Origin of the sequence: Modestobacter altitudinis, assembly GCF_005930475.1 — a bacterium.
Classification (GTDB): domain Bacteria; phylum Actinomycetota; class Actinomycetes; order Mycobacteriales; family Geodermatophilaceae; genus Modestobacter; species Modestobacter altitudinis.
In genome coordinates this window covers 1-23806 of the sequence record NZ_SJEW01000057.1, presented here as the reverse complement: position 1 = coordinate 23806, position 23806 = coordinate 1, and the positions used below count along the sequence as shown (strand labels likewise).

General features: G+C 75.2%; 25 protein-coding genes. 6 read left to right on the top strand and 19 right to left on the bottom strand.

Features of this window, described 5'->3' with window-relative positions:
• Window positions 1-80 precede the first annotated feature (80 nt).
• From ftsR to FHL79_RS18335, 10 genes are all read right to left on the bottom strand, one after another.
• Entirely contained in the window at window positions 81-794 is a 714-nt protein-coding gene (gene ftsR / locus FHL79_RS18380) for a transcriptional regulator FtsR (protein WP_138760026.1), read from the bottom strand.
• 37 nt (window positions 795-831) lie between these two features.
• Window positions 832-1350: an oxoglutarate dehydrogenase inhibitor Odhl gene (gene odhI, locus FHL79_RS18375; protein WP_138760025.1), complete on the bottom strand. Its 519-nt coding sequence runs from the start codon at window positions 1348-1350 to the stop codon at window positions 832-834.
• Between the two features lie 297 nt (window positions 1351-1647).
• The gene (gene gcvH / locus FHL79_RS18370; protein ID WP_138760024.1) at window positions 1648-2052 is read right to left on the bottom strand and encodes a glycine cleavage system protein GcvH; all 405 of its coding nucleotides are present in this window, start codon (window positions 2050-2052) and stop codon (window positions 1648-1650) included.
• Between the two features lie 92 nt (window positions 2053-2144).
• Complete coding sequence (locus FHL79_RS18365) at window positions 2145-2963, bottom strand: DUF881 domain-containing protein (RefSeq protein ID WP_138760023.1); 819 nt, start codon at window positions 2961-2963, stop codon at window positions 2145-2147.
• On the bottom strand, window positions 2960-3292 hold the full coding sequence (locus FHL79_RS18360; RefSeq protein ID WP_138734228.1) for a small basic family protein: 333 nt from the start codon (window positions 3290-3292) through the stop codon (window positions 2960-2962). The genes FHL79_RS18365 and FHL79_RS18360 overlap by 4 nt, the downstream gene beginning before the upstream one ends.
• Before the next feature lie 3 nt (window positions 3293-3295).
• Window positions 3296-4267, bottom strand: coding sequence for a DUF881 domain-containing protein (locus tag FHL79_RS18355; protein WP_138760022.1), 972 nt, complete (start codon window positions 4265-4267; stop codon window positions 3296-3298).
• Window positions 4264-4914: a cardiolipin synthase ClsA gene (gene clsA, locus FHL79_RS18350; protein ID WP_138760021.1), complete on the bottom strand. Its 651-nt coding sequence runs from the start codon at window positions 4912-4914 to the stop codon at window positions 4264-4266. Before clsA ends, FHL79_RS18355 begins: the two co-directional genes overlap by 4 nt.
• A gap of 105 nt (window positions 4915-5019) precedes the next feature.
• Complete coding sequence (locus FHL79_RS18345) at window positions 5020-5631, bottom strand: carboxymuconolactone decarboxylase family protein (RefSeq protein WP_138760020.1); 612 nt, start codon at window positions 5629-5631, stop codon at window positions 5020-5022.
• Window positions 5621-8041: a phosphoenolpyruvate synthase gene (ppsA, locus tag FHL79_RS18340; protein ID WP_138760019.1), complete on the bottom strand. Its 2421-nt coding sequence runs from the start codon at window positions 8039-8041 to the stop codon at window positions 5621-5623. Before ppsA ends, FHL79_RS18345 begins: the two co-directional genes overlap by 11 nt.
• Window positions 8041-8952, bottom strand: a complete 912-nt coding sequence (locus FHL79_RS18335; RefSeq protein ID WP_138760018.1) for a pyruvate, water dikinase regulatory protein — start codon at window positions 8950-8952, stop codon at window positions 8041-8043. The genes ppsA and FHL79_RS18335 overlap by 1 nt, the downstream gene beginning before the upstream one ends.
• Before the next feature lie 152 nt (window positions 8953-9104).
• Between FHL79_RS18335 and FHL79_RS18330 the strand changes: the two genes are divergently transcribed.
• Window positions 9105-9995, top strand: coding sequence for an SMP-30/gluconolactonase/LRE family protein (locus FHL79_RS18330; protein ID WP_138760017.1), 891 nt, complete (start codon window positions 9105-9107; stop codon window positions 9993-9995).
• Window positions 9996-10013: 18 nt separating this feature from the next.
• Here FHL79_RS18330 and FHL79_RS18325 read toward each other — a convergent pair whose 3' ends face one another.
• Both FHL79_RS18325 and FHL79_RS18320 read right to left on the bottom strand, forming a co-directional pair.
• Window positions 10014-10367 carry a DUF202 domain-containing protein gene (locus FHL79_RS18325; RefSeq protein ID WP_171058232.1) on the bottom strand — a complete coding sequence of 118 codons (354 nt, stop codon included), beginning with the start codon at window positions 10365-10367 and terminating at the stop codon, window positions 10014-10016.
• A complete protein-coding gene (locus tag FHL79_RS18320) occupies window positions 10364-10744 on the bottom strand; it encodes a YidH family protein (RefSeq protein ID WP_138760015.1) in 381 nt (126 codons plus the stop codon). The genes FHL79_RS18325 and FHL79_RS18320 overlap by 4 nt, the downstream gene beginning before the upstream one ends.
• A 322-nt stretch (window positions 10745-11066) precedes the next feature.
• Here FHL79_RS18320 and FHL79_RS18315 point away from each other — a divergent pair, with 322 nt between their 5' ends.
• A complete protein-coding gene (locus FHL79_RS18315; protein WP_171058231.1) occupies window positions 11067-12689 on the top strand; it encodes an FAD-dependent monooxygenase in 1623 nt (540 codons plus the stop codon).
• Window positions 12690-12726: 37 nt separating this feature from the next.
• Here FHL79_RS18315 and FHL79_RS18310 read toward each other — a convergent pair whose 3' ends face one another.
• Together FHL79_RS18310 and FHL79_RS25185 are read right to left on the bottom strand one after the other, a co-directional pair.
• Window positions 12727-14430 carry an AMP-binding protein gene (locus tag FHL79_RS18310; protein WP_138760013.1) on the bottom strand — a complete coding sequence of 568 codons (1704 nt, stop codon included), beginning with the start codon at window positions 14428-14430 and terminating at the stop codon, window positions 12727-12729.
• 130 nt (window positions 14431-14560) lie between these two features.
• Window positions 14561-14731, bottom strand: a complete 171-nt coding sequence (locus FHL79_RS25185) for a hypothetical protein (protein WP_171058230.1) — start codon at window positions 14729-14731, stop codon at window positions 14561-14563.
• Window positions 14732-15123: 392 nt separating this feature from the next.
• On the opposite strand from FHL79_RS25185, the gene FHL79_RS26210 reads away from it, so the two are divergent.
• Entirely contained in the window at window positions 15124-15246 is a 123-nt protein-coding gene (locus FHL79_RS26210; protein ID WP_281283882.1) for a hypothetical protein, read from the top strand.
• Between the two features lie 18 nt (window positions 15247-15264).
• On the opposite strand, the gene FHL79_RS18300 is transcribed toward FHL79_RS26210, so the two are convergent.
• Window positions 15265-15489, bottom strand: coding sequence for a hypothetical protein (locus FHL79_RS18300; RefSeq protein ID WP_138760012.1), 225 nt, complete (start codon window positions 15487-15489; stop codon window positions 15265-15267).
• Between the two features lie 99 nt (window positions 15490-15588).
• Here FHL79_RS18300 and FHL79_RS18295 point away from each other — a divergent pair, with 99 nt between their 5' ends.
• Both FHL79_RS18295 and FHL79_RS18290 read left to right on the top strand, forming a co-directional pair.
• Window positions 15589-16317 carry a GAF and ANTAR domain-containing protein gene (locus tag FHL79_RS18295; RefSeq protein ID WP_246080949.1) on the top strand — a complete coding sequence of 243 codons (729 nt, stop codon included), beginning with the start codon at window positions 15589-15591 and terminating at the stop codon, window positions 16315-16317.
• Between the two features lie 433 nt (window positions 16318-16750).
• Window positions 16751-17740, top strand: a complete 990-nt coding sequence (locus FHL79_RS18290) for a rod shape-determining protein (protein ID WP_138760010.1) — start codon at window positions 16751-16753, stop codon at window positions 17738-17740.
• Window positions 17741-17768: 28 nt separating this feature from the next.
• Here FHL79_RS18290 and FHL79_RS18285 read toward each other — a convergent pair whose 3' ends face one another.
• The 4 genes from FHL79_RS18285 to FHL79_RS18275 all read right to left on the bottom strand — a co-directional run bounded on the left by FHL79_RS18285 (window position 17769) and on the right by FHL79_RS18275 (window position 22837).
• The gene (locus FHL79_RS18285) at window positions 17769-20798 is read right to left on the bottom strand and encodes an FtsW/RodA/SpoVE family cell cycle protein (RefSeq protein WP_138760009.1); all 3030 of its coding nucleotides are present in this window, start codon (window positions 20796-20798) and stop codon (window positions 17769-17771) included.
• A 17-nt stretch (window positions 20799-20815) separates the two neighbouring features.
• The gene (locus FHL79_RS18280) at window positions 20816-22000 is read right to left on the bottom strand and encodes a hypothetical protein (RefSeq protein WP_138760008.1); all 1185 of its coding nucleotides are present in this window, start codon (window positions 21998-22000) and stop codon (window positions 20816-20818) included.
• A gap of 217 nt (window positions 22001-22217) precedes the next feature.
• The gene (locus FHL79_RS25180; RefSeq protein WP_171058229.1) at window positions 22218-22391 is read right to left on the bottom strand and encodes a hypothetical protein; all 174 of its coding nucleotides are present in this window, start codon (window positions 22389-22391) and stop codon (window positions 22218-22220) included.
• Between the two features lie 80 nt (window positions 22392-22471).
• On the bottom strand, window positions 22472-22837 hold the full coding sequence (locus FHL79_RS18275) for a hypothetical protein (RefSeq protein ID WP_138760007.1): 366 nt from the start codon (window positions 22835-22837) through the stop codon (window positions 22472-22474).
• 369 nt (window positions 22838-23206) lie between these two features.
• On the opposite strand from FHL79_RS18275, the gene FHL79_RS18270 reads away from it, so the two are divergent.
• Window positions 23207-23764, top strand: a complete 558-nt coding sequence (locus tag FHL79_RS18270; protein ID WP_138760006.1) for a DUF6328 family protein — start codon at window positions 23207-23209, stop codon at window positions 23762-23764.
• Window positions 23765-23806 lie beyond the last annotated feature (42 nt).

Here is a 23806-nt window from a genome sequence, read left to right as displayed (position 1 = left end):
GGTGCTCTGCCGGTGCCCCACCTGCGGCCTGCGGAGCTGCCGGAGGGGGTACCCGCTGTGCCGCAACGGTACGCCAGTGATCAGCCGCCGAGGACCTCGCGCAGGCGGGCCTCGAGCAGCGCCGCGTGCAGCTGGGCGGACAGCCCGGCGAGCTCGGTCAGCTGCTCGGCGGCGCGGCTCCGGGCGTCGTCGGACCGGGCGCGCAGGGTGGGGGTCACCAGCTGCTCGAGCAGCGCGGCCTCGCGCTCGGCGGCCGTGCGGTGCAGCCGCAGGTGCCGTGGCTCGATGCCGTGCTGCGCGAGGCCCGCGGCGGCGCGGGCGACCGGCAGGTCGCTGGGCCGGTGCCGGCCGTGGGCGTCTGGCGCGACCAGGCCGAACTCGACGCAGTCGGCGAGCTGCTGCTCGGTCAGCCCGGCTGCCTCGGCGAACTCGGCGGCCGGCAGCGGGGTGGTGGGCGCCGGCTCGTCGGCGGCGGGAGCCTGCCCGGGCGGCGGCTCACCGCGGTCGAGGGCGTCCAGGTGCTCCTTGATGACCCGCAGCGGCAGGTACTGGTCGCGCTGGGCGGCCAGCACGTACCGGAGCCGGGTCACGTCGGCCGAGGAGAACTTCCGGTAGCCCGAGGGGGTGCGCTGGGGGTGCACCAGCTCCTCGGACTCGAGGTACCGGATCTTGCTGATGGTCACGTCCGGGAAGTCCCCCCGCAGCGCGGCGAGGACCTCCCCGATCGTCAACCGGGGTGCCGTGGTGTCGGTGTCCCGGTCCGCGCTCCCGCCGGGCTGGGGCACCGCGGTCACGACGCCCGAGCGCCCGGGACTCCGCTGACCGGGTCGGTCATGCCCCGGCCGGCTCGCCCGTCCGCGGCCCGGTCAGGTACACCAGGCGGAACTTGCCGATCTGCACCTCGTCGCCACCGGCGAGGGAGGCGACGTCGACCGGCTCCCGGTTGACGTAGGTGCCGTTGAGGCTGCCGACGTCGTGCACGGTGAAGCCGCCGCCCTCGCGGTGGAACTCCACGTGCCGCCGGCTGACGGTGACGTCGTCGAGGAAGATGTCGCTGTCGGGGTGCCGACCGGCGGTGGTGACCTCCTGGTCGAGCAGGAAGCGGCTGCCGGCGTTGGGGCCGCGCTTGACCACCAGCAGCGCCGACCCGGCGGGCAGGGACTCGACGGCCCCGGCGTGCGCGTCGGCGGTCGACTCGGCGACCTCGGCCTGCTCACCGGAGTCCTCGCCACCGACCTTGGGGATGATGCTGGTCGACTCGCCGACCCGCTCGGGGCTCAGAGCCGAACCGCACTGGGCGCAGAATCGGCTGCCCTCGGGGTTCTGGTGGCCACAACGAGTGCAGGTCACGTCGATCTCCTCCGGTGCAGGTGGCACCGCCGCGGGCCTGGGGTGGGCCGCGGTCGGCCGGCGGGCGTCGGGCCGGTCGGCCCGTCGCGGGTCGGCCGCCGCAGGTTCGCGGTCGGGCCGGGGGTCATGGAACCGTGCGGGCCGACCTGGGGTCAACCGCACGTACAGCGTGAGGGTCGGGGCCCGCGTCGGTCACGGGCCCGGCCGTCCCGGTGATGATAGTGATCGTGTGCCGGGGCGCGGGGACGCCGGGGGGTACGACTGCAGGACGTCGGCCGCACCACCCCGGCGGGGAGCTCAGGAGGCGCTGACGACGGCCTCGTAGGCGGCGGCGTCGAGCAGCTCCGCGGTCGGGTCGCCGCCGTCGGCCGGCACGGTGACCTCGACCAGCCAGCCGGCTCCGTAGGGGTCGCTGTTGACCGTCTCGGGGGCGTCGGTGAGGGCGTCGTTGACCGCCGACACCACGCCGGTCACCGGCGAGTAGACGTCGGACACGGACTTGGTCGACTCGACCTCACCGATCGGGTTGCCCGGGGCCACCTCGGCACCGACCTCGGGCAGCTGCACGAAGACGATGTCGCCCAGGGCGTCCTGGGCGTGGTCGGTGATCCCGACCCGGACCACCGTGGAGGCACCCTCGGTGCCCTGGACCAGCACCCACTCGTGCTGGTCGGTGTAACGGCGGTCATCGGGCGTGGCCATGGAACATCTCCAGGGGTCGACGTTGCTCGGGCGGCCCCCGTTCAGGGTCCCGCCGCGAGCGTGCGAGTGGTGGGGGGAACGGGGGTCCTTCGTCAGTCCCCGCTGTCGGGATCAGCGTATTGAGGCGCGTCGAGGGGTCGCAACGCGTCCACCACGACCCGGTCGGACTGCACGATGTCGACGCTGCCGCCCCGGCCGCCGACGGTGGAGACGACGCCGCCCGGGATGCTCATCGCCGTCGCCATGTCCTGCGAGGACCCGATGACCTGGAAGACGTAGGGCGCCTGGAGCTGCTGCCCGTCGATCTGGAGGTCCCCCGGCGCGCCGGTGACGGCGCTGCTGACCCCGATCCGCACCTGGTCGACCTGCATGGTCTCCGCCCCGGCGCCGCGCAGCTCCTGGATCGCGTTGAGCAGCACCGAGGAGGTGATGCCGGTGGCCGGGTCGCGGATGGTCATGGTCATCCCCTCCCCCTGGGCGGCGACCGAGCCGTTGAGGATGGACAGCGCCTGCGCCCGCTCGCGGGCCTCCTGCAGCGCCGCGGCTGAGTCGCTGTCGGAGCTGCCGAGCTGGTCCAGCGCGGCGCGCTGGTCGGCGATCTCCTGGCGCAGCCGGTCCTGCTGGGCGGTGAGGTCGTCGAGGATGCGGACCAGGTCCTCCTCGCGGGCCCCGGCGTACTGCGTGTCGGTGTCGGTGCTGCGGACCTGGACGGCGAAGGCGAACCCCAGCAGCAGGGTGAGCACCCCGATGAGGACGGCGGCGAGCGGGTCGCGGCGCCGGCGGCGCGCAGCGGGCTTGGCGGGCACGGTCGGGGCGACCGCCTCGTCCGCGGTCCCCGGCCGGCCGGCAGCGGGCACCTCGGCCGGGGTGACGTCCGGGGCCGGGTCCTGCTCCGGTTGCTCGCCGCTCATGCCCGGAACAGGTGCCGGCGGATCGCGGCCGCGTTGCCGAAGATGCGGATGCCGAGCACCACGACCACGGCGGTGGACAGCTGGGCGCCCACGCCCAGCTGGTCGCCGAGGAACACGATGAGCCCGGCGACGACGACGTTGGAGACGAAGGAGACCACGAAGACCTTCGCGTCGAAGATCCGGTCGAAGCGGGCGCGGACGCCGCCGAAGACCGCGTCCAGCGCGGCCACCACGGCGATGGGCAGGTACGGCTGCAGCCACAGCGGCACGCTGGGGTCCAGCAGGAGCCCCAGGACCACGCCGATCGCGAGTCCGAGGATCGGGATCACGCGTCAGCCTCCGTCGATGGTGCGGTCAGGGGCGACCAGGTCGTTCCCGGGACCGGCACCCGGGTCGGGGGCAGGGGCAGGAGCCGGGACCAGCGGCGTGGCCCAGCGGAGCTCGGCGTTGGTCCCGGCCGGCAGTGCCAGGTCGTCGTCGCGGGCGAACTCGAAGACCAGACCGTAGTCGCGGCTCAACCCGGCCACCACGGAGGCCTCCGGGGTGGACAGGAAGGCGTTGCTGAGGTCCTGCGGGTCGCCGATCGCGGAGATCTCGTAGGGGGTGTTCACCGGGTTGAGGTCGACCAGGATCGCCTTGCCGGCCTGCCGGATGGCGGTGGTCGCCCCGATCCGCTGGCCGTTGATGCTGATCGCCTCGGCACCGGAGGCCCACAGCGCGTTGACGACCAGCTGCAGGTCGCCGTCCTGGACGATGCCCGCGCCGGCGACCTCCTCGGACCCCCCGACGGGGTCGCTGTCTGCGGCCGGCGGGGCGTTGTCCATGGTCACCCGCAGGCCCGGTCCGGAGACGGCGACGACGGCGGCCGCCTGCCCGGCCTCGGCGAGCTGCTCGAGCGCCCGCTGGCCCACCACGCTGGCCTCCAGGGCCTGCTGCCGGGTGCGGGTGACCTGGGCGGTGAGCTCCTCGAGCTGGGCGGCGAGGTCGTCGGCGGTGTCGGACTGCTCGCCGATGTCATCGCGCAACGCCTGTCGTGCGGTGTCCCGGCCCTGCGCGCCGGCGGCCGCCTCGCCGTAGGTGATCGAGGCGAGCAGCCCGGCGAGCAGCAGGGTCAGTGCGACCAGCAGCTGGCCGCGGTACCGCCGCAGCCAGCCGGGCCGGGGGCCGCCGTCCTCCGGCCCGGCGGCGCGGGCCGTCCTGGCCGCGGCGGCCTGGGCGTAGGCCGGGTCGAGGGTCTCGGCGAGGACCTGGTCGAGCAGCGAGGCACCGAGCGAGCGCTGCCGGCCCGGGGCCGGGGCGCTCACCGGGTCGCTCCGGCCCGCCGGTCCCCGGTGAGGAGCCCCACCGCCTGCACGACGTAGAAGGCGCCCGCGAGCACGTACAGCGCCGCACCCCAGATGGTCAGCGCGTAGGCGATCGGCTGGGCGACCGAGGCGACCGGGTTGTCGCCGTCGGCCAGCAGCAGCAGCGGGAAGGCGTAGAGCAGCAGGAAGGTCGCGGCCTTGCCCAGGTAGTGCACCTGCAGCGGGGGCCAGCCGGCCCGGCGGAGCAGCAGCAGGGTGAGGCCGAGCACCAGCTCCCGGCCGAGCAGGACGAGGACCACCCAGAGCGGCACGACGTCGCGGATGGCCAGCGCGACCAGCGTCGCGACGATGTAGAGGCGGTCGGCCGCCGGGTCGAGCAGCGCGCCCAGCCGGCTGGACTGGCCCAGCGCGCGGGCGAGCTTGCCGTCTGCCCAGTCGGTGACGCCGGACAGCGCCAGGACGACGATCGCCCAGCCGTCGGCGTGCGGGCCGAGCAGCAGCCAGAGGAACAGCGGGACGCCGAGCAGCCGGATCACCGACAGCAGGTTGGGCAGCGTCAGCACCCGGTCGCTGAGCTGGTCGCGGTCCAGCGACCGGGCAGCACGGGCCGCGAGGGCGTCGGCCGCCCGGTCGTCCGCCGTCGTCATCGCCGCCTCACGTCGCCGTCCACCGCAGGTCAGGTTAGTGCCCGGCACCGACGATGCCCGCCGCGACCGCCCCGACGCCCCGATCGGGCCGGGAGCGGCCTCCGGTCAGCCGGCGGCCGGCCCCGGCCGGAAGGTGGCGAGTGCGGTGGCCAGCATCTCGTAGTAGCCGACCAGCCAGACCAGCGCCGCCAGGCCCGGGGTGCCGAGGACGTCGGAGGCCTGCGCGAACAGCGGGTCGTCGAGGGTGTGCCGGGCGAGCAGTGCCCGCACGACCTGCAGCCCCACCTGCTCGGGGGAGGTGAGCCCGGCCGGCGGCCGGCCGTCCAGGAGGTCCTGCAGCTGGGCCGGCTCGGCACCGGCCTCCAGCGCGGCCGCCTCGTGCGCCGTCCACTCGAACTCCGAGCCGACGGCCGCGGCGACCGTGAGCACGGCCAGTTCGCGCAGCCGGGCCGGCAGGTCCTCGTCGAACCTCAGCGCCGCGCCCACGGACTGCACCGCGGTGCCGATCCGCGGGGACAGCAGCATCAGCCCGAACGGGCCGAGCAGCCGCCCCTCGTCGTCGACCAGCGGCACCCGGGCCTGCGCCCGCCGGGGGCCGTCGGCGATCAGCGTCCAGAGGGCCCGGCGCTCGTCGTCCAGCTCCTCGGGGCGGGGTGCGGAGGTGCGGGCCGGCCCGGGCTGCGCCGGCCGGCCGGTGGGCCCGACGTCAGGTGGCACGGGCGGTCCGGGCCAGGTGCTGCCAGGTGTCCACGACGGTGTCGGGGTTCAGCGACATCGACTCGATCCCCTGCGCGACCAGCCACTCGGCCAGGTCGGGGTGGTCGCTGGGGCCCTGCCCACAGATGCCCACGTACTTGCCGCGCTCCAGGCAGGCCTTGATGGCCATCTCCAGCACGGCGAGCACCGCGGGGTCCCGCTCGTCGAAGCCGCCGGCGACCAGGCTGGAGTCGCGGTCCAGGCCCAGCACCAGCTGGGTCATGTCGTTGGAGCCGATGGAGAACCCGTCGACGTGGTCGAGGAAGGCGTGCGCCCGCAGCGCGTTGGAGGGCAGCTCGCACATCATCACCACCGACAGGTCGTTCTCCCCGCGCCGCAGCCCGTGGCTGGCCAGCAGCTCCACCACGCCCTCGATCTCGGCCACGGTCCGGACGAACGGGATCATGATCTTGACGTTGGTCAGCCCCATCTCGTCCCGGACGTAGCGCAGCGCCGCGCACTCCATCGCGAAGCACTCGGCGAAGTCGGCCGACAGGTACCGGGAGGCCCCGCGGTAGCCCAGCATCGGGTTCTCCTCGTGCGGCTCGTAGCGCTCCCCGCCGAGCAGGTTGGCGTACTCGTTGGACTTGAAGTCGCTCATCCGCACGATCACCGGCTCGGGCGCGAAGGCCGCGGCGATCATCGAGATGCCCTCGGCGACGCGCTGCACGAAGAAGTCCCGCGCCGAGGGGTAGGCGACGATCCGCTCCTCGATCCGGGCCTGCAGCGGCGCGTCGAGGGTGTCCAGCTCCAGCAGTGCCCGCGGGTGGATGCCGATCTGCCGGTTGATGATGAACTCCAGCCGGGCCAGCCCGACGCCGGCGTGCGGCAGCCGGGAGAACGCGAAGGCCTGCTCCGGCGTCCCGACGTTCATCATGATCTTGGTGGGGATCTCCGGCATGGCGTCCAGCCGGGTCTCCTCCACCTCGAAGCCGACCTCACCGGCGTAGACCAGGCCGGTGTCGCCCTCCGCGCAGGAGACGGTGACCGGGTCGCCGTCGGTGAGCCGGCGGGTGGCGTCGCCGGTGCCGACGACGGCCGGGATGCCGAGCTCGCGGGCGATGATCGCCGCGTGGCAGGTCCGCCCGCCCCGGTTGGTGACGATCGCCGAGGCCCGCTTCATGATCGGTTCCCAGTCCGGGTCGGTCATGTCCGCGACGAGCACGTCGCCGGGGGTGAAGCTGTCCATCTCCTCGATGTCGGAGAGCACCCGCACCGCGCCGGCACCGATCTTCTGCCCGATCGCCCGCCCCTCGACCACGACGTCCCCACCGCCGGTGAGCCGGTAGCGCGTGGAGGTGTTCCCGGACCGGGACTGCACGGTCTCCGGGCGGGCCTGCAGGATCATCAGCTCACCCGTCAGCCCGTCCTTGCCCCACTCGATGTCCATCGGCCGGCCGTAGTGCTCCTCGATCCGCACCGCCTGCCGGGCGAGCTCGGTGACCTCGTCGTCGGTGAGGGACAGCAGCCGGCGCTCGGCCGGGTCGACCTCGACGAACTCGGTGGTCCGGCCGACCTCGGTGTCGGCGGTGTAGACCATCTTGGTGGCCTTCTCCCCCACCCCGCGCTTGAGGATCGCCGGGCGCCCGGCGGCCAGCGCGGGCTTGTAGACGTAGAACTCGTCGGGATTGACCGCCCCCTGCACGACGCCCTCGCCCAGGCCGTAGGCGGAGGTGATGAAGACGGCGTCGCGGAAGCCGGACTCGGTGTCCATGGTGAACATGACGCCGGACGCCCCGACGTCCGAGCGCACCATCCGCTGCACGCCCGCCGACAGCGACACCGCCTCGTGGTCGAAGCCGTGGTGCACCCGGTAGGCGATGGCCCGGTCGTTGTAGAGCGAGGCGTAGACCTCGCGGACCGCCTGCAGCACCGCGTCGATGCCGCGCACGTTGAGGAACGTCTCCTGCTGCCCGGCGAACGAGGCGTCCGGGAGGTCCTCGGCGGTGGCGCTGGAGCGGACCGCGAAGGAGGCCTCCGCGTCGTCGCCGACCAGCCGGTCGTAGGCGGCCCGGATGTCCGCCTCCAGGGCCGGCGGGAAGGGCTGCTCGACGACCTCGCGGCGGATCTGCCGGCCGGCCGCGACCAGCGCCCGGACGTCGTCGGTGTCCAGCTCGCGGAGCTGGGCGTTGATCCGGTCGGCCAGCCCGGTGTCGCCGAGGAACCGCTGGTAGGCCGCGGCCGTGGTGGCGAATCCGTCGGGGACGCTGACCCCGGCATCGGCCAGGTTCGAGATCATCTCCCCCAGGGAGGAGTTCTTCCCGCCGACCACCTCCAGGTCGGCCAGCCCCAGCTCGGCGAACCAGCGGACGTTGTCGGCGTCGTCGGGGGTCTGCCCGGCCGGTGCCTCGGGTGCGGTGTCGGTGCTCATCAACGGGGTGTCCTTCCTCGCGGGAGGTCATGGCCGGACTGGGGGCGGTCGCCGGAGCTGCGGCGCTGCCGGGCCAGGGTCTGGATCACCACGGCGGCGATCTCCTCGACGGAGGCCGCCGAGGTGTCCACCGTGGGCAGGGAGTGCCGGTCGTACATCGCCGTCGCCCGGCGGAGCTCGAACCGGCACTGCTCCTCGGAGGCGTAGCGCGAGTCCGGGCGGCGTTCCTGCCGGACCCGGCTGAGCCGGGCCACCGTGGTGGTCAGCCCGAAGCAGCGGTCGCGCAGGTCCTTCACCGGGCGGGGCAGGTCGGTGGTCTCCAGGTCCTCGTCGACGAGGGGGTAGTTGGCCACGAACAGGCCGTGCTGCAGGGCCAGGTACATCGCCGTCGGCGTCTTCCCGCACCGGGACGGCGCCAGCAGGACGACGTCGGCCCGGTCCAGCCCGCGCGGGCTCAGCCCGTCGTCGTGCTCGATGGCGAACTCGATGGCCGCCATCCGGCTGTTGTAGCGCCGGACGTCGCCGACCCCGTGCAGCCGCCGGGCCTCGCGCAGCCCCCGGGCCCCGAGCTGCTCCTCCACCCGGTCCATGTGGATGCCGAAGAAGTCGATGATCGGGGCCGTGGTCTTCAGCAGCTCCTCACGGACCTCGTCGACGGCGGCGGTGGTGAACACCAGCGGGGTGACCGGGCCGGCCATCACCTCGTCGATCTGGGCGACGACCTCGCGGGCCTCCTCGACGGAGGAGATGAAGGGGATCAGGGTGCGCTCGAAGTGCACGTCGGGGAACTGGATGAGCAGCGCGTTGCCCATCGTCTCCGCGCTGATCCCGGTGCTGTCGGACAGGAAGAAGACCGGGACGACGGTGTCCGCGTCCGGCACCCGCGCGGCGGCGGGCGGCGGGTCGGTCAACGGGCACCCCGGCGCGCGGCCGGGACGGGACGTCGGGCAACGGTCATCTCAGCACCTCTGATGTCACGCGTCGTTGCATGCAGGTCAGCTGGCTCGGGGCTGAGTATCGCCTGTCGCGGTGCCGTCGGTCACGCACGCCCTACCCTCCGCCCATGACGCTCACCACACTCCTCACCGGTGGCTCGTTCTTCGAGGGCCCGCGCTGGCACGACGGCAGCTGGTGGGTGTCGGACTTCTACCGCGGCACGGTGAGCCGGGTGTCCCCCGCCGGCGAGGAGACCGTCGTGCTGGAGGTCCCCACCCAGCCGTCCGGCCTGGGCTGGCTGGCGGACGGTTCCCTGGTGGTGGTGTCGATGACCGACCAGCGGCTGCTCCGGTGGGACGGCGAGGCGACGACGACCTACGCCGACCTGTCGCCGTACTGCGGCGGGCTGCTCAACGACCTGGTGGTCGACGGCGCCGGGCACGTGTTCGCCGGTGACTTCGGCTTCGACCTGATGGCCGGCGGCGCACCCCGCCCGGGCAACCTGACCCGCGTCGACCCCGACGGCACGGTGACCGTGGTCGCCGAGGACCTGCTGTTCCCCAACGGCATGGTCGTCACCGCCGACGGCGGCACCTTGCTGGTCGGGGAGACGCTGGGCAACCGGTACACCGCCTTCGACCTGGCCCCCGACGGCGCGCTGTCGAACCGGCGGACCTGGGCGGAGTTCGGGCCGGCGCCCTCCGGCGGCACCCTGGACGAGGTCCTCGGCCAGCTGGTGCTGGCACCCGACGGCTGCGCCGGGGACGCCGAGGGGCACGTCTGGGCCGCCGACGCCGTCGGCGGCCGGGTCGTCCGGGTGGCTCCCGGTGGGGAGGTCGTGGCCCAGGTGTCCGCGCCCGACGGCCTGGGGGTGTTCGCCTGCGCCCTCGGCGGCGTGGACGGGCGGACGCTGCTGCTGTGCTGCGCCCCGGACTTCCTGGCGCACCTGCGCGCGCCGGTGCGCGAGGCCGTGCTGGTGACCACGACGGTCGACGTGCCGGCCGCCGGCCGCGGCTGACTGCGGGCGTCCCCGACGTCAGCTGTGCGGGTCGAGGACGACGAAGGCCAGCGCCAGCAGGCCGGTGACCGCCCCGCTGACGGCGAGGGCGGCCATCGGCAGCCCCCCGGCGCGCAGCGTCGACAGGTCACCGTGCGAGGTCAGCGCGCGGCGCACGGCCCGGTACCTGCGGGCCGCTCCCCAGCCGACCGCGACCGCCTGGACCAGGCCGAGCCCGGCGAGGGCGAGGGCCAGCACGCCGAGCGCAGGGGCGGCGAGCCGCCCGGCACCGGCCGCGGCCACCGCGAGGGCCAGCGACGTGCGCCGCCAGGCCAGCGCGGTGCGCTCGGCCTGCAGGCCGTCGTCGAACACCCGGTCCGGCGCGCCGGTCACCGCAGCAGCAGTCCGAGCAGCAGCAGCACCCCGGCGAGCAGCGTGCCGACCGCGATCAGCGGGCTGAGCAGCGGCGAGGGCAGCGGCCGGTGGCAGCGCATCGCCCGCTCGGTCGCCGCCCAGCCCCACCACGCCTGCACCGGGGCCAGCGCACCCAGGCAGACGAGCAGCACGGCGCAGGCCAGCCGCAGGCCCCCGGCCACCGGCACGTCGAGCGCCTCCAGCGCGACGCCCGCCGCGGACAGGGCCAGCGAGGTCCGGATCCAGGCCAGGAACGTGCGCTCGTTGGCCAGGCTGAACCGGGGGTCCGGCTCGTCGCCCACGCCGAACACCGACCGCGGGAACCGGGCGCGGCCCGGCGCGTCCGTCCCCGTCACCGTCGATCCCACCTCCGTGCTCGCCTCCCCGGGCGAGCAGTAGACCACCGCAGGTCCGGGGCGACCGCCGGGTGGCCCGTGCGGGCGCGTCCCCGCTGCTCGACGCTCCCGGGATGGACCCGGACGGCTGGTTCGCACTCGGCGCGCCGTGGGACTCCTCGCAGAGTTGGCCGCCCGGGTCGTCGCGCTGCCGGACGACGTCCTGCCCTGACCGCCTGCGCGTGCCGGGCACCGGGGCCTTGACCGCCGTCCGGCAGCGGTGCTTCGCTCCCGGGGCACGTCGCAGCTCCCCTCCCCTGGCCGCGACTCCCGGAGGCGCCCGGTGATCGTCGACGGACCCGCCCCGCCCGACACCGCCCTCCGCGACCACAGCGGCACCGTGCTCGTCGTGGGGGCCGGGCCGGTGGGCCTGACCGCGGCCTGCGAGCTGGTCCGCCAGGGCGCCCGCGTGCGGCTCGTCGACACCCTCCCCGAGCCGACCACCCAGTCGCGTGCCGTGATCATCCACCCGCGGACGCAGGAACACCTGGCCGCGATGGGCGTGCTGGACGTGGTCGTCCGGCAAGGCCTGGCGCAGACCGCGATCGAGCTCTACACCGGGCGGACACCCACCCGTCGGGTGCACCTCATCACCGAGCACGTGGACTCCCGGTTCCCCCGACCCCTGGACCTGGCCCAGCCGCAGACCGAGGCCGTCCTCACCCGGTTGGCCGCCGACCTGGGCGTCGTCGTCGAGCGCAGCACCACCCTCGACGGTCTCGAGCAGGACGACGACGGGGTCACCGTCACCCTCACCGCCCCGACCGGGACCGCCCGGCACCGCTACGGCTGGGTGGTGGGCGCCGACGGTGGCCACAGCGCGGTCCGGGCAGCGGTCGGCACCCGGATCGAGGGCGTGTTCGAGGGGCAGCACTTCCTGTTCGCCGACGTGGCCGCCCGCACCGGGCGCTCGACGGACACCATCCGCATGTTCGTCCACCCGGACGGGATCGGTGCGGTGTTCCCGATGCCCGGGGGCCGCACCCGGCTGATGTTCGAGGTGGACGACCCCGGACCGGGTGCCGTCCCCACCGTGGAGCAGGCACAGCGGCTGGTCGACGAGCGGATGGGTGGGCAGTGGCAGGTCGGTGACCCGAACTGGCTGCTCTACTACGAGGTGCACCACGGGCAGGTCCCGCAGTACCGCCACGGTCGCGTCCTCCTCGCCGGGGACGCCGCGCACGTGCACAGCCCCGCGGGCGGCCAGGGCATGAACACCGGCATCCAGGACGCCGTCAACCTGGCCTGGAAGCTGGCGCTGGTGAGCACCGGCCGGGCCGGGGCGGCGCTGCTGGACAGCTACCACGCCGAGCGGCACCCGGTGGGCGCCGCGGTGGTGCGGCAGACGAACGCGATGACCGAGGCCATGACCCTCGAGGGACCGGCTGCGACGCTGCGCGCGGTCGCCCTGTCCGTGCTCGGGCACCTGCCGGCGGTGACCGACCGGCTGATGACCGCCCTGACCGAGACGGCCATCGCCTACCGGGACAGCCCGGTGGTGGGCGGCGCGGCCCACGGTCGGCACGTGCGGCCCGGGGACCACGGCCCCGACGTCGCCGGGCTGAGGACGGTCGACGGCGCCGAGGCCTGGATCGGGGACCTGCTCTGCCGCCCCGGCCACCTGCTGCTCAGCACCGCCGCCGATCCCTCGGCGCTGGACCGGCTCCGGAGCGCCCTGGGAGCGCTCGGCACGGTCGTGCCCGTGGTCCGTGCCGCAGCCGGTGCACCCGCGGACGCGCTGGTCGACGTGGACGGGGCGGTGGCCCGTCGGTACGGCATCGGCGACTGCGGCCTGGCGCTGATCCGGCCTGACGGCTACCTCGGCTGGCTGTCCACCCGCGCCGACGAGGCGGCGGTCACCGAGCACCTCGACGGCTTGCTGCACCGCCGGCGCCGGCCGGCCTGACCGTCGCTCCTCGCCGCACGGGTCGCTGCGGGTCCGGTCAGCTCCTGATCTCGGGGAGGTCGTCGTCCCGCCACTCCGCCGGCCCGGTGTCGGCGGCGCCGGCCAGCGCCTCCTCCCGGCCGCGGAGCTCGACCCGGCGGATCTTCCCGGAGATGGTCTTGGGCAGCTCGGCGAACTCGATCCGGCGCACCCGCTGGAAGGGCGCGAGGTGCTCGCGGGCGTACCGGAGGATCGACACCGCGGTCTCCCGGGTCGGCTCGTGCCCGGGGGCCAGCGTGATGTACGCCTTCGGCACGGCCAGCCGGATGGCGTCCGGGGCCGGCACCACCGCGGCCTCCGCGACGGCCGGGTGCTCGATGAGGACCGACTCGAGCTCGAAGGGGCTGATCTTGTAGTCCGAGGCCTTGAAGACGTCGTCGGTCCGGCCGATGTAGGTCACGTACCCGTCCGCGTCGACACCGGCGACGTCGCCGGTGTGGTAGTACCCGCCGGCCATCGCCTCGGCGTTGCGCTCCGGGTCCCCGCGGTAGCCGGTCATCAGCGGCAGCGGCGACCGGGACAGGTCCAGGCAGATCTCGCCCTCCCCGGGCCCCTCGACCCGGGCGCCGGTGACCGGGTCGACCAGGACCACCGGGACGCCGGGCAGCGGCCGGCCCATCGAGCCGGGCAGGACCGGCGACCCGGGTGTGTTGGCGATCTGCGCGGTGGTCTCGGTCTGGCCGTACCCGTCCCGGATGGTGAGCCCCCAGTGCCGTTGCACCTGGGCGATCACCTCGGGGTTGAGCGGCTCCCCCGCACCCAGCACCTCGCGCAGGGCACCGGGTCCACCGCTGAGGTCGGTGGTGATGAGCATCCGCCAGACGGTCGGCGGGGCGCAGAAGGAGGTGACGCCGTGCTCGGCCAGCCGCCCGAGCAGCTTCCCGGCGTCGAAGCGGGCGTAGTTGTAGACGAAGACGGTGGCCTCGGCGATCCACGGGGCGAAGAAGCACGACCAGGCGTGCTTGGCCCAGCCCGGCGAGGAGATGGCCAGGTGCACGTCCCCGGGCTGCAGCCCCAGCCAGTACATCGTGCTCAGGTGCCCCACCGGGTAGGACACCTGGGTGTGCTCCACCAGCTTGGGGCGGGAGGTGGTGCCCGAGGTGAAGTACCACAGCAGCGGGTCACCCGGCGCGGTACCCGGGTGCGGCGCCGGCCCGGGGTCGAGCGCGGCGGCGTCGGCCAGGTCCGCCCAGCCCGCGGCCTCCCCGACACTGATCCGGGTGTAGTCCCCCGGCACCGAGGCGAACTTCGCGGTGTCGGCGGCGTTGCAGATGACGTGCCGCGCCCCGCTGCGGCTGATCCGGTCGGTGAGGTCGGTCGGGCCGACCGCCGTCGTGGTCGGCATGACCACCGCGCCGAGCTTCATGATCGCCAGCATCGACTCCCACAGCTCGACCTGGTTGCCGAGCATCAGCAGGACCCGGTGGCCGGTGCCGACGCCGCGCTCGGCCAGCCACGCGGCCAGCCGGTCCGAGGCGCGCGACATCTCGGCGAAGCTGCGCTCGACCGACGACCCGTCCTCCTCCACGACGACCAGGGCCGGGCGGTCGTTGCCGCGGGCGATGGCGTCGAACCAGTCGACCGCCCAGTTGAACCGGTCACCGACCTCGGGCCAGGCGAACTCGGCCACGGCGCGGGCGTGGTCCCCGCGCAGCGCCAGCAGCTGGTCCCGGCTGGCGCGGTAAGCCGCCGTTGCGTCCATCGGTGTCTCCTCGTGGCGCCCGCGCGGCGGGTCCGTCGTCGGGCCGGACGTCGCCCGGCAGGTCGACGGGGTGTCGACAGCTGTGACGCGCACCATAGACAGCCGCCCGCGGACCCCGACAGCCCTGCCGTCAGACCGCCCGCTGCGGAGCCGAGGGGTCCCGCGGGCCGACCGTCCAGAGCGGCTGGGTCCCTTGCTCGTCGACCGTCGTCTCGTACCGGCGGGTCACCCGGCGCCCGAGGGCGATGATCAGGCAGGTCTCCAGACCGAGGCCGAGCAGGCACACCAGCACCCACACCATGGGGTCGTCCTTCCGCCGGGCCGCGTCGACGTGCCGTCGTCGCCCGCAGCCATCGTGGAGCGGCCCTGCCGGGTGCGGCCTCACCCGGTGGAGGTGAGGCGGGAAGGACCGGGGACGCTTCACCGGCCCCGGACGGGCGCTGCTCCCGGTGCCCGCTGGCTGTCGTGCACAACGGCTACATCGCCGAGTACGGCCGGCTGCGCCGGGACCCCGTGCTCGCGGTGCGCCCCGACCTGTCAGCTCCATCGAGGGGACGACGGACTCGGAGGTGATGTTCCACCTGGCGATCACCTGCGGCTGCTCGAGGACCCGATCGGCGGGTTGGCGCAGCTGGCCGGGTTCGTCGAGTCGGTGGCGGCGGCAGCCGGTACTCCTCCCCGGAGTCCCGGTCGGTGGTCTCCGAGCCGCTCGTGGCGCTGCCCGGGGTCTGGCGCGAGGTGCCGGCGGGCTCGGCGCTGGTCGTCGAGAAGGGCCGGGTCGACCAGCTGCCCGTCACGCCGCGGTCCCCCGGCTGACCGCGCGCCCGGTGCCCCCTACCGATCCGGGGCCGGCCCGTCGAGCGCGGGGCCCAGCAGCGCGACGACCTCCTCCTGCAGCCGGAGGACCCGCTCGACCCGGGCCCGCAACACCCCGGTCCCCTCCCCGAGCAGGAGGGCCACCCCCGGCCGGTCCTGGCCGTTCCTCCGGACCGCGTCGTTCAGCTCGTCGGCTGCCTCCGCGAACTCCGAGGTCAGCCGCGCGAGCTCGTCCAGGTCCATGGCCGAGGAACGTACGCGATCTGTTTACGACGTAAACAGGCCAGGTGAGGAAGATGCCGTGCCAGTTGCCCAGGCCACGACATGAGTAGCTTGGCACTCGTGACGGCCCAGCAGCTCCCCGACGCAGGTACTGAGGAGCGAGCCGGCCTCGGTGAGGTGATGAGCCAGGTGGCGCGCCAGCTCCAGCAGGAGCACGGCGACGTCGAGGCGACCCTGCGGACCATCGCCGTGGTGGCGGCCGCGACCATCCCCGGCGCCGACGAGTGCGGCATCAGCTACGTGGTCGCCCGCGAGCAGGTCGAGCCCCGCGCCTGGACCGGGGACCTGCCTCGGGCCGTCGACACGCTGCAGGGCGAGCTACGCCAGGGCCCCTGCCTCGATGCGGTCTGGGAGAGCAGCGTCGTCCAGGTCGACGACGTGGCCGCCGAGGAGCGCTGGCCGGCCTTCGCGCGGGAGGCCTCGGCGCTGGGGGTCGGCAGCATGCTGTGCTTCCAGCTGTTCGTCGAGGGCGACAAGCTCGGCGCCCTGAACCTCTACAGCCGGCAGCGGAACGCCTTCGACGGCGAGTCCCACGACATCGGCCTGATGTTCGCCGGCCATGCCGCCGTGGCGCTGGCCGGCGCGGAGCACGAGGAGAACCTGCGCGGCGGCATGGCGCACCGTGACGTGATCGGCCAGGCCAAGGGCATCCTGATGGAGCGGTACAAGCTGACCGCGGACCAGGCGTTCGGGGTGCTGGTGCGCACCTCGTCGCTCACCAACCGCAAACTGCGTGACATCGCCGACGACCTGAGCACCACGGGTCAGCTGCCTGCGGCCCCGAGCTGACCGGCGACCCCACGAGCCGGCTGCTCGACCGGCGGGGCCTGACCTCGGTGACTGTCCGGAGCCGTCACAGCGGCTGCGCCCAGCATCTCCCGGGCGCGGCGGCCGGGCCACCTGACACCCAACCGGACCGCACGCGGTCCGACACCGGCCGGCTGGTGGAGCCCTCCTCTCCTCGCCGCGCCCGCAGGGCGCCCCCGGACCCGTCGACCCCGATGCGCAGTGCCGGGGACGGCGGGCCGTGGCCGGGCGCCGTGTTGGGGATAACGGCAGTAGTCCGTCGAGGGGTTCGGCCCGCTGCCTGCGGGATGCCGCCCGGCACCACGGGACGCGCCGAGCGACGGGCCGCTGCGCGAACCGAGACGGCCCGACCCGTAGACCGGACGCCCGGCACACCCCCAGACTGAGCGGCACTCTTCGGTCAGGGGGCCCGCGCGTGGAACTCGGCATCGACCTCGGTACCGCCAACACGGTCGTCAGCTCCGGCCGCCGCGGCATCCTCTACGACGAACCGACCGTGATGCTGCTGCGCGCAGGGCGGTCCCGGCGGGAACGGGTGCTGGCCGTCGGGCACGAGGCGGCCGACCTGCTCGGTCGCGCGCCGGCCGGGCTGTCGGCGGTCCGGCCGCTGGAGGACGGCGTGGTCACCGACCTGGAGACCGCCCGGACCTACCTGCGCTCGGTCCTGCACAAGGCCGGACGCCGAGGCTGGAGTCCCGGCGTCCGCGCCGTGATCGGGGTCCCGGTCGGCTCCACCGCGCTGGAGCACCGCGCGCTGCTGGAAGCCGCGGAGGAGGCCGGCATCCGCCCGGTGACCGCCCTCGACGAGTCGATCGCGGGCGCGGTCGGCTGCGGCCTCGACCCGCTGGAACGGCGGGTGCACATGGTCGTGGACGTCGGGGGCGGCACGGCCGAGACGGCGGCCTTCTGCTTCGGCGGGGTCCTCGCCCACCGGACCAGCAAGCTCGCCGGCGACGAGATGACGCAGGCCGTGGCCCGCCACGTCCGCGAGCAGCACCAGCTGCACGTCGGCGAACTGGAGGCCGAGGCCCTCAAGATCCGGGCGGGGACCGAGCTGGACGGCCCGCTCGTCGTCCAGGGCCGGGACACCGCCACCGGACGGCCGCGGCTGGCCACGGTGCAGCCGGCCGAGGTGGCCGAGGCCGTGCGACCGGTCACCGACGACATCGTGCGGACGCTGTCCGGGTGCCTGGACGACCTCGCACCGCAGGCCATCGCCGACGTGATGGCCGAGGGCGTGCTGATGTTCGGCGGGTCCTCGCAGGTGCCCGGCTTCGCCGCCGAGCTGGAGCGGAGCCTGGGCCTGCCGGTGAAGCTCGCCGAGGAGCCGCTGACCTGTGTGGCCGAGGGCGCCTCCCGGGCGCTGCGCAACCGCCGGCTGCTGGCCGCCTACGGCCGCAGCTGAGGGAGCCGGCGAGGAGCGGGACGACCCCTCAGGGCGCCTGCACCGGACCGGTGGCGACGACGTCCGGCTGGTGGTCGAGGTAGTGCCGCAGGCCGTCGGCCACGACCGCCGACGCGCTGTTCCCGCCGGTGCCCGGCCCCTGCACCATCGCCGTCATCACGATCTCCGGGGCCTCCATCGGCGACGCGGCGGTCATCCAGTTGTCGTACTCGTCGTCGCGCAGGCCGCCGTCCTGCGCGGTGCCCGTCTTCGCCCCCACCGCAGCGGGCAGGCCGGCGAGGCGGACGGCGGTGCCGCCGGTGACCGTGGCCCGCATCCCCTCGCGGACCGGCCCCAGCTCAGCGGCGAAGGGCACGGGCGTCGGGACCGGCGCCGGCAGCGCGGTGTACGTCGCGGCGTCGGTCCCGATCGCCATGCCCAGCCGCGGGGTGACCAGGTTCCCGGTGCTGACGGCGGCGGTCCACCGGGCGTTCTGCAGCGGCGTCACCTGCAGCTCGCCCTGCCCGATGCCCAGGATGACGGTGGACCCGCCGTACCAGGCGCCGCCCTTCTCCGCCACCGACTCCGGGGTGCCCAGGTAGCCGGCGGACTCGCCCGGCAGGTCGATCCCGGTCCGCTCCCCCACCCCCAGCGCCCGGGCCGTGTCGATCATCGCGTCGGCCCCGAGCGCGACGGCGAGCTTGTAGAAGTAGACGTCGTTGGAGATGGCGAGGGACTGCACCAGGTCCATCGGGCCCATCGGCTTCCAGTTGCCGAAGACGTGGCCGCCGTAGCTGAACTCGGCCCCGGTGGGGACCACCCGGTCGGGCGCCCACACCCGATGGGCCTGGTTGGCGGCCGCCACCACGAGCTTGAAGGTCGACCCGGGCGGCGCGACCGCCTGGGTCACGTGCTCGAGCATCGGCGAGCCCGGCGCGTCGGCCGCGGCCTGCAGCGCGCCAGCGTCGATCGGGGGGCCGTAGACGTTGTTGTCGAACGACGGCGTGCTGGCGATCGCCAGCACCTGGCCCGACCGGGGGTCCATCGCGACGGCGGCACCGATCTTGCCCTGCGGCCGGGGCTGCGCGCGCACGGCCGCGGCCAGGCTGGTGTCCAGCTGGCGCTGCAGGCCCAGGTCGATCGAGAGCCGCAGGTCGGCGCCGGGCACGGGCTCCCGCCGCTCGCCGAGCGCGACCGGCACGCCGGTCGGGTCCACGTACAGGCACTGCTGCCCGTTCACCCCGCGGAGCACCGCGTCGTACTGCTGCTCCAGACCGGCCCGGCCGACGACCTCGGCCTGCGGCAGCCCGGGCCAGCGCTCCTCGTCCTCGGGCGTGGCCACCCCCACGAAGCCGAGGACCGGCCCGAGCAGTGCGCCCTGGGGATAGGCGCGGCGGGGCTCGGCGGCCACCAGGACGCCGGGGATGCCGGCGGCGGTGACCGCGTCGCCGACGACCCGGGGCACCTCGGCCACCGGCAGCGACAGCGTGGTGGGCTCCGCCGCCCCGATCTCGGCGTGCACGTCCGGGCGGGGCCGGCCGGTCAGGTCGGCCAGCCGGTCGACGTCGGCGGGCCGGGCCGTGAGCAGGGCGGGCACCACGGAGACCCGGTCCACCCCGCTGCCGACGTCCGCGGCGTTCACCGCCAGGGGCTGGTCGTGCCGGTCGGTGATCGCGCCGCGTTCGGCGGGCAGCCGGACGCAGCGGGTCATCTGCTCGTCCCCGACGGCGGCCAGCGCCGCGCCCTCGGTCCGCTGCAGCCGCCACCCGTAGAACCCGAAGGAGACCAGCAGCAGCGACAGCGCGACCGCGGTCAGCCGGACCAGCCGCGGCCGGGGGTTGCGCCAGCGCGGCAGCGCCCACAGCCGCCGGCGGGCGCCGTCCCGGCGGACGCCGAGCACCACCCCGATCGCAGCCAGGTGCACCACCAGGGCCGTGCCGCCGTTGCTGAGCAGCGGGAACGGGACGCCGGCCAGCGGGAGCAGCCCGAGGTTGGCCCCGACCGAGACGACGACCTCGACCCCGAACAGGACCGCGAGTCCGCCGGCGACGAGAGCGCCGTGCGGCGTCCGGGACGTCCGGCTGGCCAGCGCGAGCCGCCACACCAGGACGATCGCGGCGAGCACCACGCCGGCGCCGGCGACCAGTCCCCACTGCCCGACCAGGCTGGCCAGCGCCAGGTCGGTGTCCCGCTCGGGCAGGTACTGCGCGCGCAGGAGGCGCTGCGGGTCGTCGGTCCGGCCGAACAGCCCGCCGGAGCCGAGCGCGATGTGCGCCTGCCGCAGCGCCCAGCCGGAGCCGGTCGGGGACTCGTGCGCACCGACCAGGAAGGTGCCCAGCCGCTCCACCTGGTAGGGCCGCAGCAGGCTGATCAACAGCGGTGTCGAGACCACCACCGCGGCGGCCACGGGCAGCAGGAACCGGGCAGGCACGCGGCCGATGACCAGCATCGACCCGACCAGGACGACCAGCAGCATCGTGGTGCTGAGGTCGGGCTGCAGCAGGGTGAGCGCGATCGGCGGGACGGCGAGCAGCACCGCCAGCACGAACCGCTGCCCCGCCGGGCGGGACGAGCCGAGCACGGCGGCCAGCGCCAGCAGCAGCCCGAGCTTGGCCAGCTCCGAGGGCTGGAAGGTCAGCGAGCCGATCGCGAACCACCGGGTCGCGCCGTTCGCGGACAGGCCCACGGTGAGGACGCCGACGAGGAAGAGCACCGCCGCGCCGTAGGCGGCCCAGCCCAGGACGCTGAGGTACTGCACCCGGAACCGCCAGAAGACCGCGAGGGCGAGCACCCCGGCGGCGGCGATCGCGCCCTGCCGGGCGGCCAGCTCGGTCTCGCCGATGAGGTACAGGTTCGCCAGGCCGAGGCCGACCAGGGCCAGCGCGGCGGCGACGGCGAGCAGGTCGAAGGCGGCGCTGCGGCGGTTCCGGCGCTGTTCCCGGGTCCGTCGCCGGCCCGGTCGCCCGTCCGCCGGCGCGCCGAGGGGTGCAGACGCGGCGCCGCGCAGCCTGCGGCGCTGACGCCGGGTCCATCGTGGACTGCGGCCCCCGTGCGCAGGCAGCCCCACCGCTCCGCCCATCGGCATGGTGTTCCCCCTCAGCCGGTTCCGTCGGGTCGGTCGGGCAGGCACGAGCCGGCCGTCACCGGCGCGGAGGCCGCGGTCGCCGGGGAGCTGGTGACGGCGATGACCGCCACGGACGGCTGGTCGGGCAGCGCGACGGTCCCGACGGCGGCCGCCCGCTGCCCGCCGGCCGGCACGGTGACCGTCCCGCCCGGCACGGTGGTCGCGGCGCCCGTGCAGCGGTCGACGAGCCGGTAGGACCAGGTCACCGTCTGCGGGTCCGGTCCCGGGACCAGCCGCACCAGGAGGCGCAGCGTGCAGGGCGCGGCCGGCGCGCACGGCGCCAGCGGCCGCAGGTCGACGGCGGCCACGCTCCCGGCCGCCGCGGGGGCGGGTGGGGCGATCGGCAGGCCGTCGCGCTCCGATGCGGTGGAAGCCGCCGACCCGCTGCGCCCGGCGTCGAGCAGCAGCTCGATGTCGGCGGCGATGTCGTCCCGCACGAGGGCGACCTCCACCACGACGCCCGCGGCGAGCACCACCACCGAGAACAGCCACACCCCGATGCGCCGCATCGTGGTCCTGCTCTCCCCCAGCGGGACGCGGGCGGCCGGGCGGCGCCCGGGCGACGGGCTCCCTGCCGCTGCCCGGCCCGGCGCCGGGGCGGCCCGGTCACAGACGGCGCGCACCAGCGCGGCGAGCTCCCCGCGCACCACATCGCGGTCGATCCGGGCGGCCGTCTCCCGCAGCCGGGCTGCGACGGCGGACGCACCGGCGCCGGGCAGGTCCGTCGCCGCCCGGTCGAGCTCGGTCAGCAGCTCCTCGGCGGCCGGGTCGGCGGGGCGGCCGCGCAGCCGGGCGGCACCGGCCACCTGGGCGAGCACCGTGCCCAGCGCGTCGCCGGTCACCCCGCCCGCCGGTGGGCTCCCGCTGCCTCCGCCGTCCGGGGCCGGGTCGAGGACCACCCGTCCGTCGGTGCCGACGAGCGCCCGGTCCGGCCGGGCCCGGGCCCCTGGCCCGGCCGCCTCCGCCAGCAGGCCCGCGGCCAGCTCGAGCGCCTGCGGTGCGCTGAGCCGGGCCAGGGCGAGCAGGCGGGTCAACGGCACGCCCTCACGGACGGCGACCGCGGGTCCGGCCGGCAGGTCGGCGTCCGGGGCAGCGAGCCCGGGGAGGGGGTCCGGCTCGCGCAGGTCGGAGCCGCGTGCCGTCGTCAGGTCCGTCATGGACCCCACCCCCGCCATCTGCTCAGCCGGGCACATCCCCCGTGGCGAACCGCACCCATGCTGGCCCGACGCCGCCCCGCTGTCAGCGGGTTGCCGCACGGTCGGGACCGGCACGCCGCCGACGCGCCGATGGACGCCTCCGGTGTCACAGCGTCCGCTCAGGCCGCACCTGGTCACCCGCCCCGGCCGGCGGCGTGCTCGGGCTCCAGGGAGCGGGTCAGGAGGGCTGCGGTCCGCCGTCGGCGGACAGGGCGCGGGCGAGCCAGCCGTCGACCGGCGAGAGGACGGCGAGCGCCGGGAGGTCGGTGATCGCGACCCGGGCGGCCTCGCTGGCCTCCTGCCCCGCGCCCCGCGGGGCACCGGCCACCGGCCGGGCGGAGCAGACGACCACGAACGCCGGACCCCGTCGACGACAGCGCGAGCGGGGTGCGGACGGCCATGGCCCGGCAGCAGGGCTCCCGGGCGGCGGGACTACCGGCCCTCGAGCAGCCGGCGCAGGTCCTCTTCGTCGAAGGAGTCCCGCGCGGTCTGCCACGACTCGAGGGAGGCCACCAGCTCGGCGCACAACCGGTCGAGGGAGGATCCGCGCCACCGGCGCTGGTCCAGGGCCCGCACCACCGCCTCGACGCGGCCGTCACCGGGATCCGCCGGGTCCACCGGCCCGAAGTCGCCGACGTCGGCACCGGGCTCCCCGGCGACGAACACGGTGAGGTCGTGCCGGTCCACCGCCGCCACGACCCGTCGGGCGAGCATCCGATCGGTGAACTCCCGCCACGGGCAGGGCGCCAGCGCGTCGGCCACCGCAGCGGCACGGGCATCGGCCGGGCATCCAGCCACGAGCCACACTCCTCCGCGTCGTGCGTCGGCGGCCTGCCGCTCCCGGGCTGAGCGTGACCACCCGACGTCGCGACGTCGGGCCTCGTCTACCCCGGGACCACTCGCCGCATGCGCCGCCCGACCGTCCGGGACCGCGGCGCCTCACCCTCCCCGGGTGACGCGTCGACCCGCCCGCCGCGGCACGGTGGACCGTGCTCCAGGCAGCGGGCCCGGTCCTGGTCCACGCGCTGACCGTGCACGGCCGGGAACTGCGACACTCCCGGACGTGACCACTCCGACCGGCCGGGCGGCGCACCGGGTCCGCACACCCAGGTGCCGAGCGGTCGGCCTCCCGGCAGGCTTGCGCAGGACGGCGCGAGGTCGGCGGCCATGAGGCGGCGGCCGCCCGTCGACCGGCAGGCACCCGCCTCCGGCGGGCGGTTCGACCCGGTCCTGGCCGTCCGCAGCGCGGAGTCCCGCGGCGAGACGCTCGACCAGGTCCTGGACCGCAACCTCGCCGAGCTCCTGCAGGAGCTGCGGGTTGCCTTCACCGGCGTCCAGATCCTCTTCGCGTTCCTGATGAGCCTCGCCTTCACCCAGCGGTTCCGCGAGCTCGACGACTTCGAGCTGACGGTCTACACGGTGACGCTGGTGTCCACGGCGCTGGCGACCCTGGTCTTCATCGCACCGGTGTCCGTCCACCGGCTGGTGTTCCGCCGGCGGCAGAAGTCGGCGCTGGTGCTCATCGCCGACCGGCTCCTCATCGTCGGCCTCGCGCTGCTGGCCCCGGCGATCTGCGGCGCGCTGCTGCTGATCCTGGACGTCGCTCTCGGCCGCTGGCAGGCGGTGGTGGGCAGCTCGCTGACCGCCCTGGTGGCCCTGCTCACCTGGTACGTGCTCCCGCTGGCCGTCCGACGTGCCGGCCACGGGGTGTCCCCGGACGGCTGAGGCGTCGGCCTGCGGGCCTGGCGGGGGTGGACGGTGCCCGCC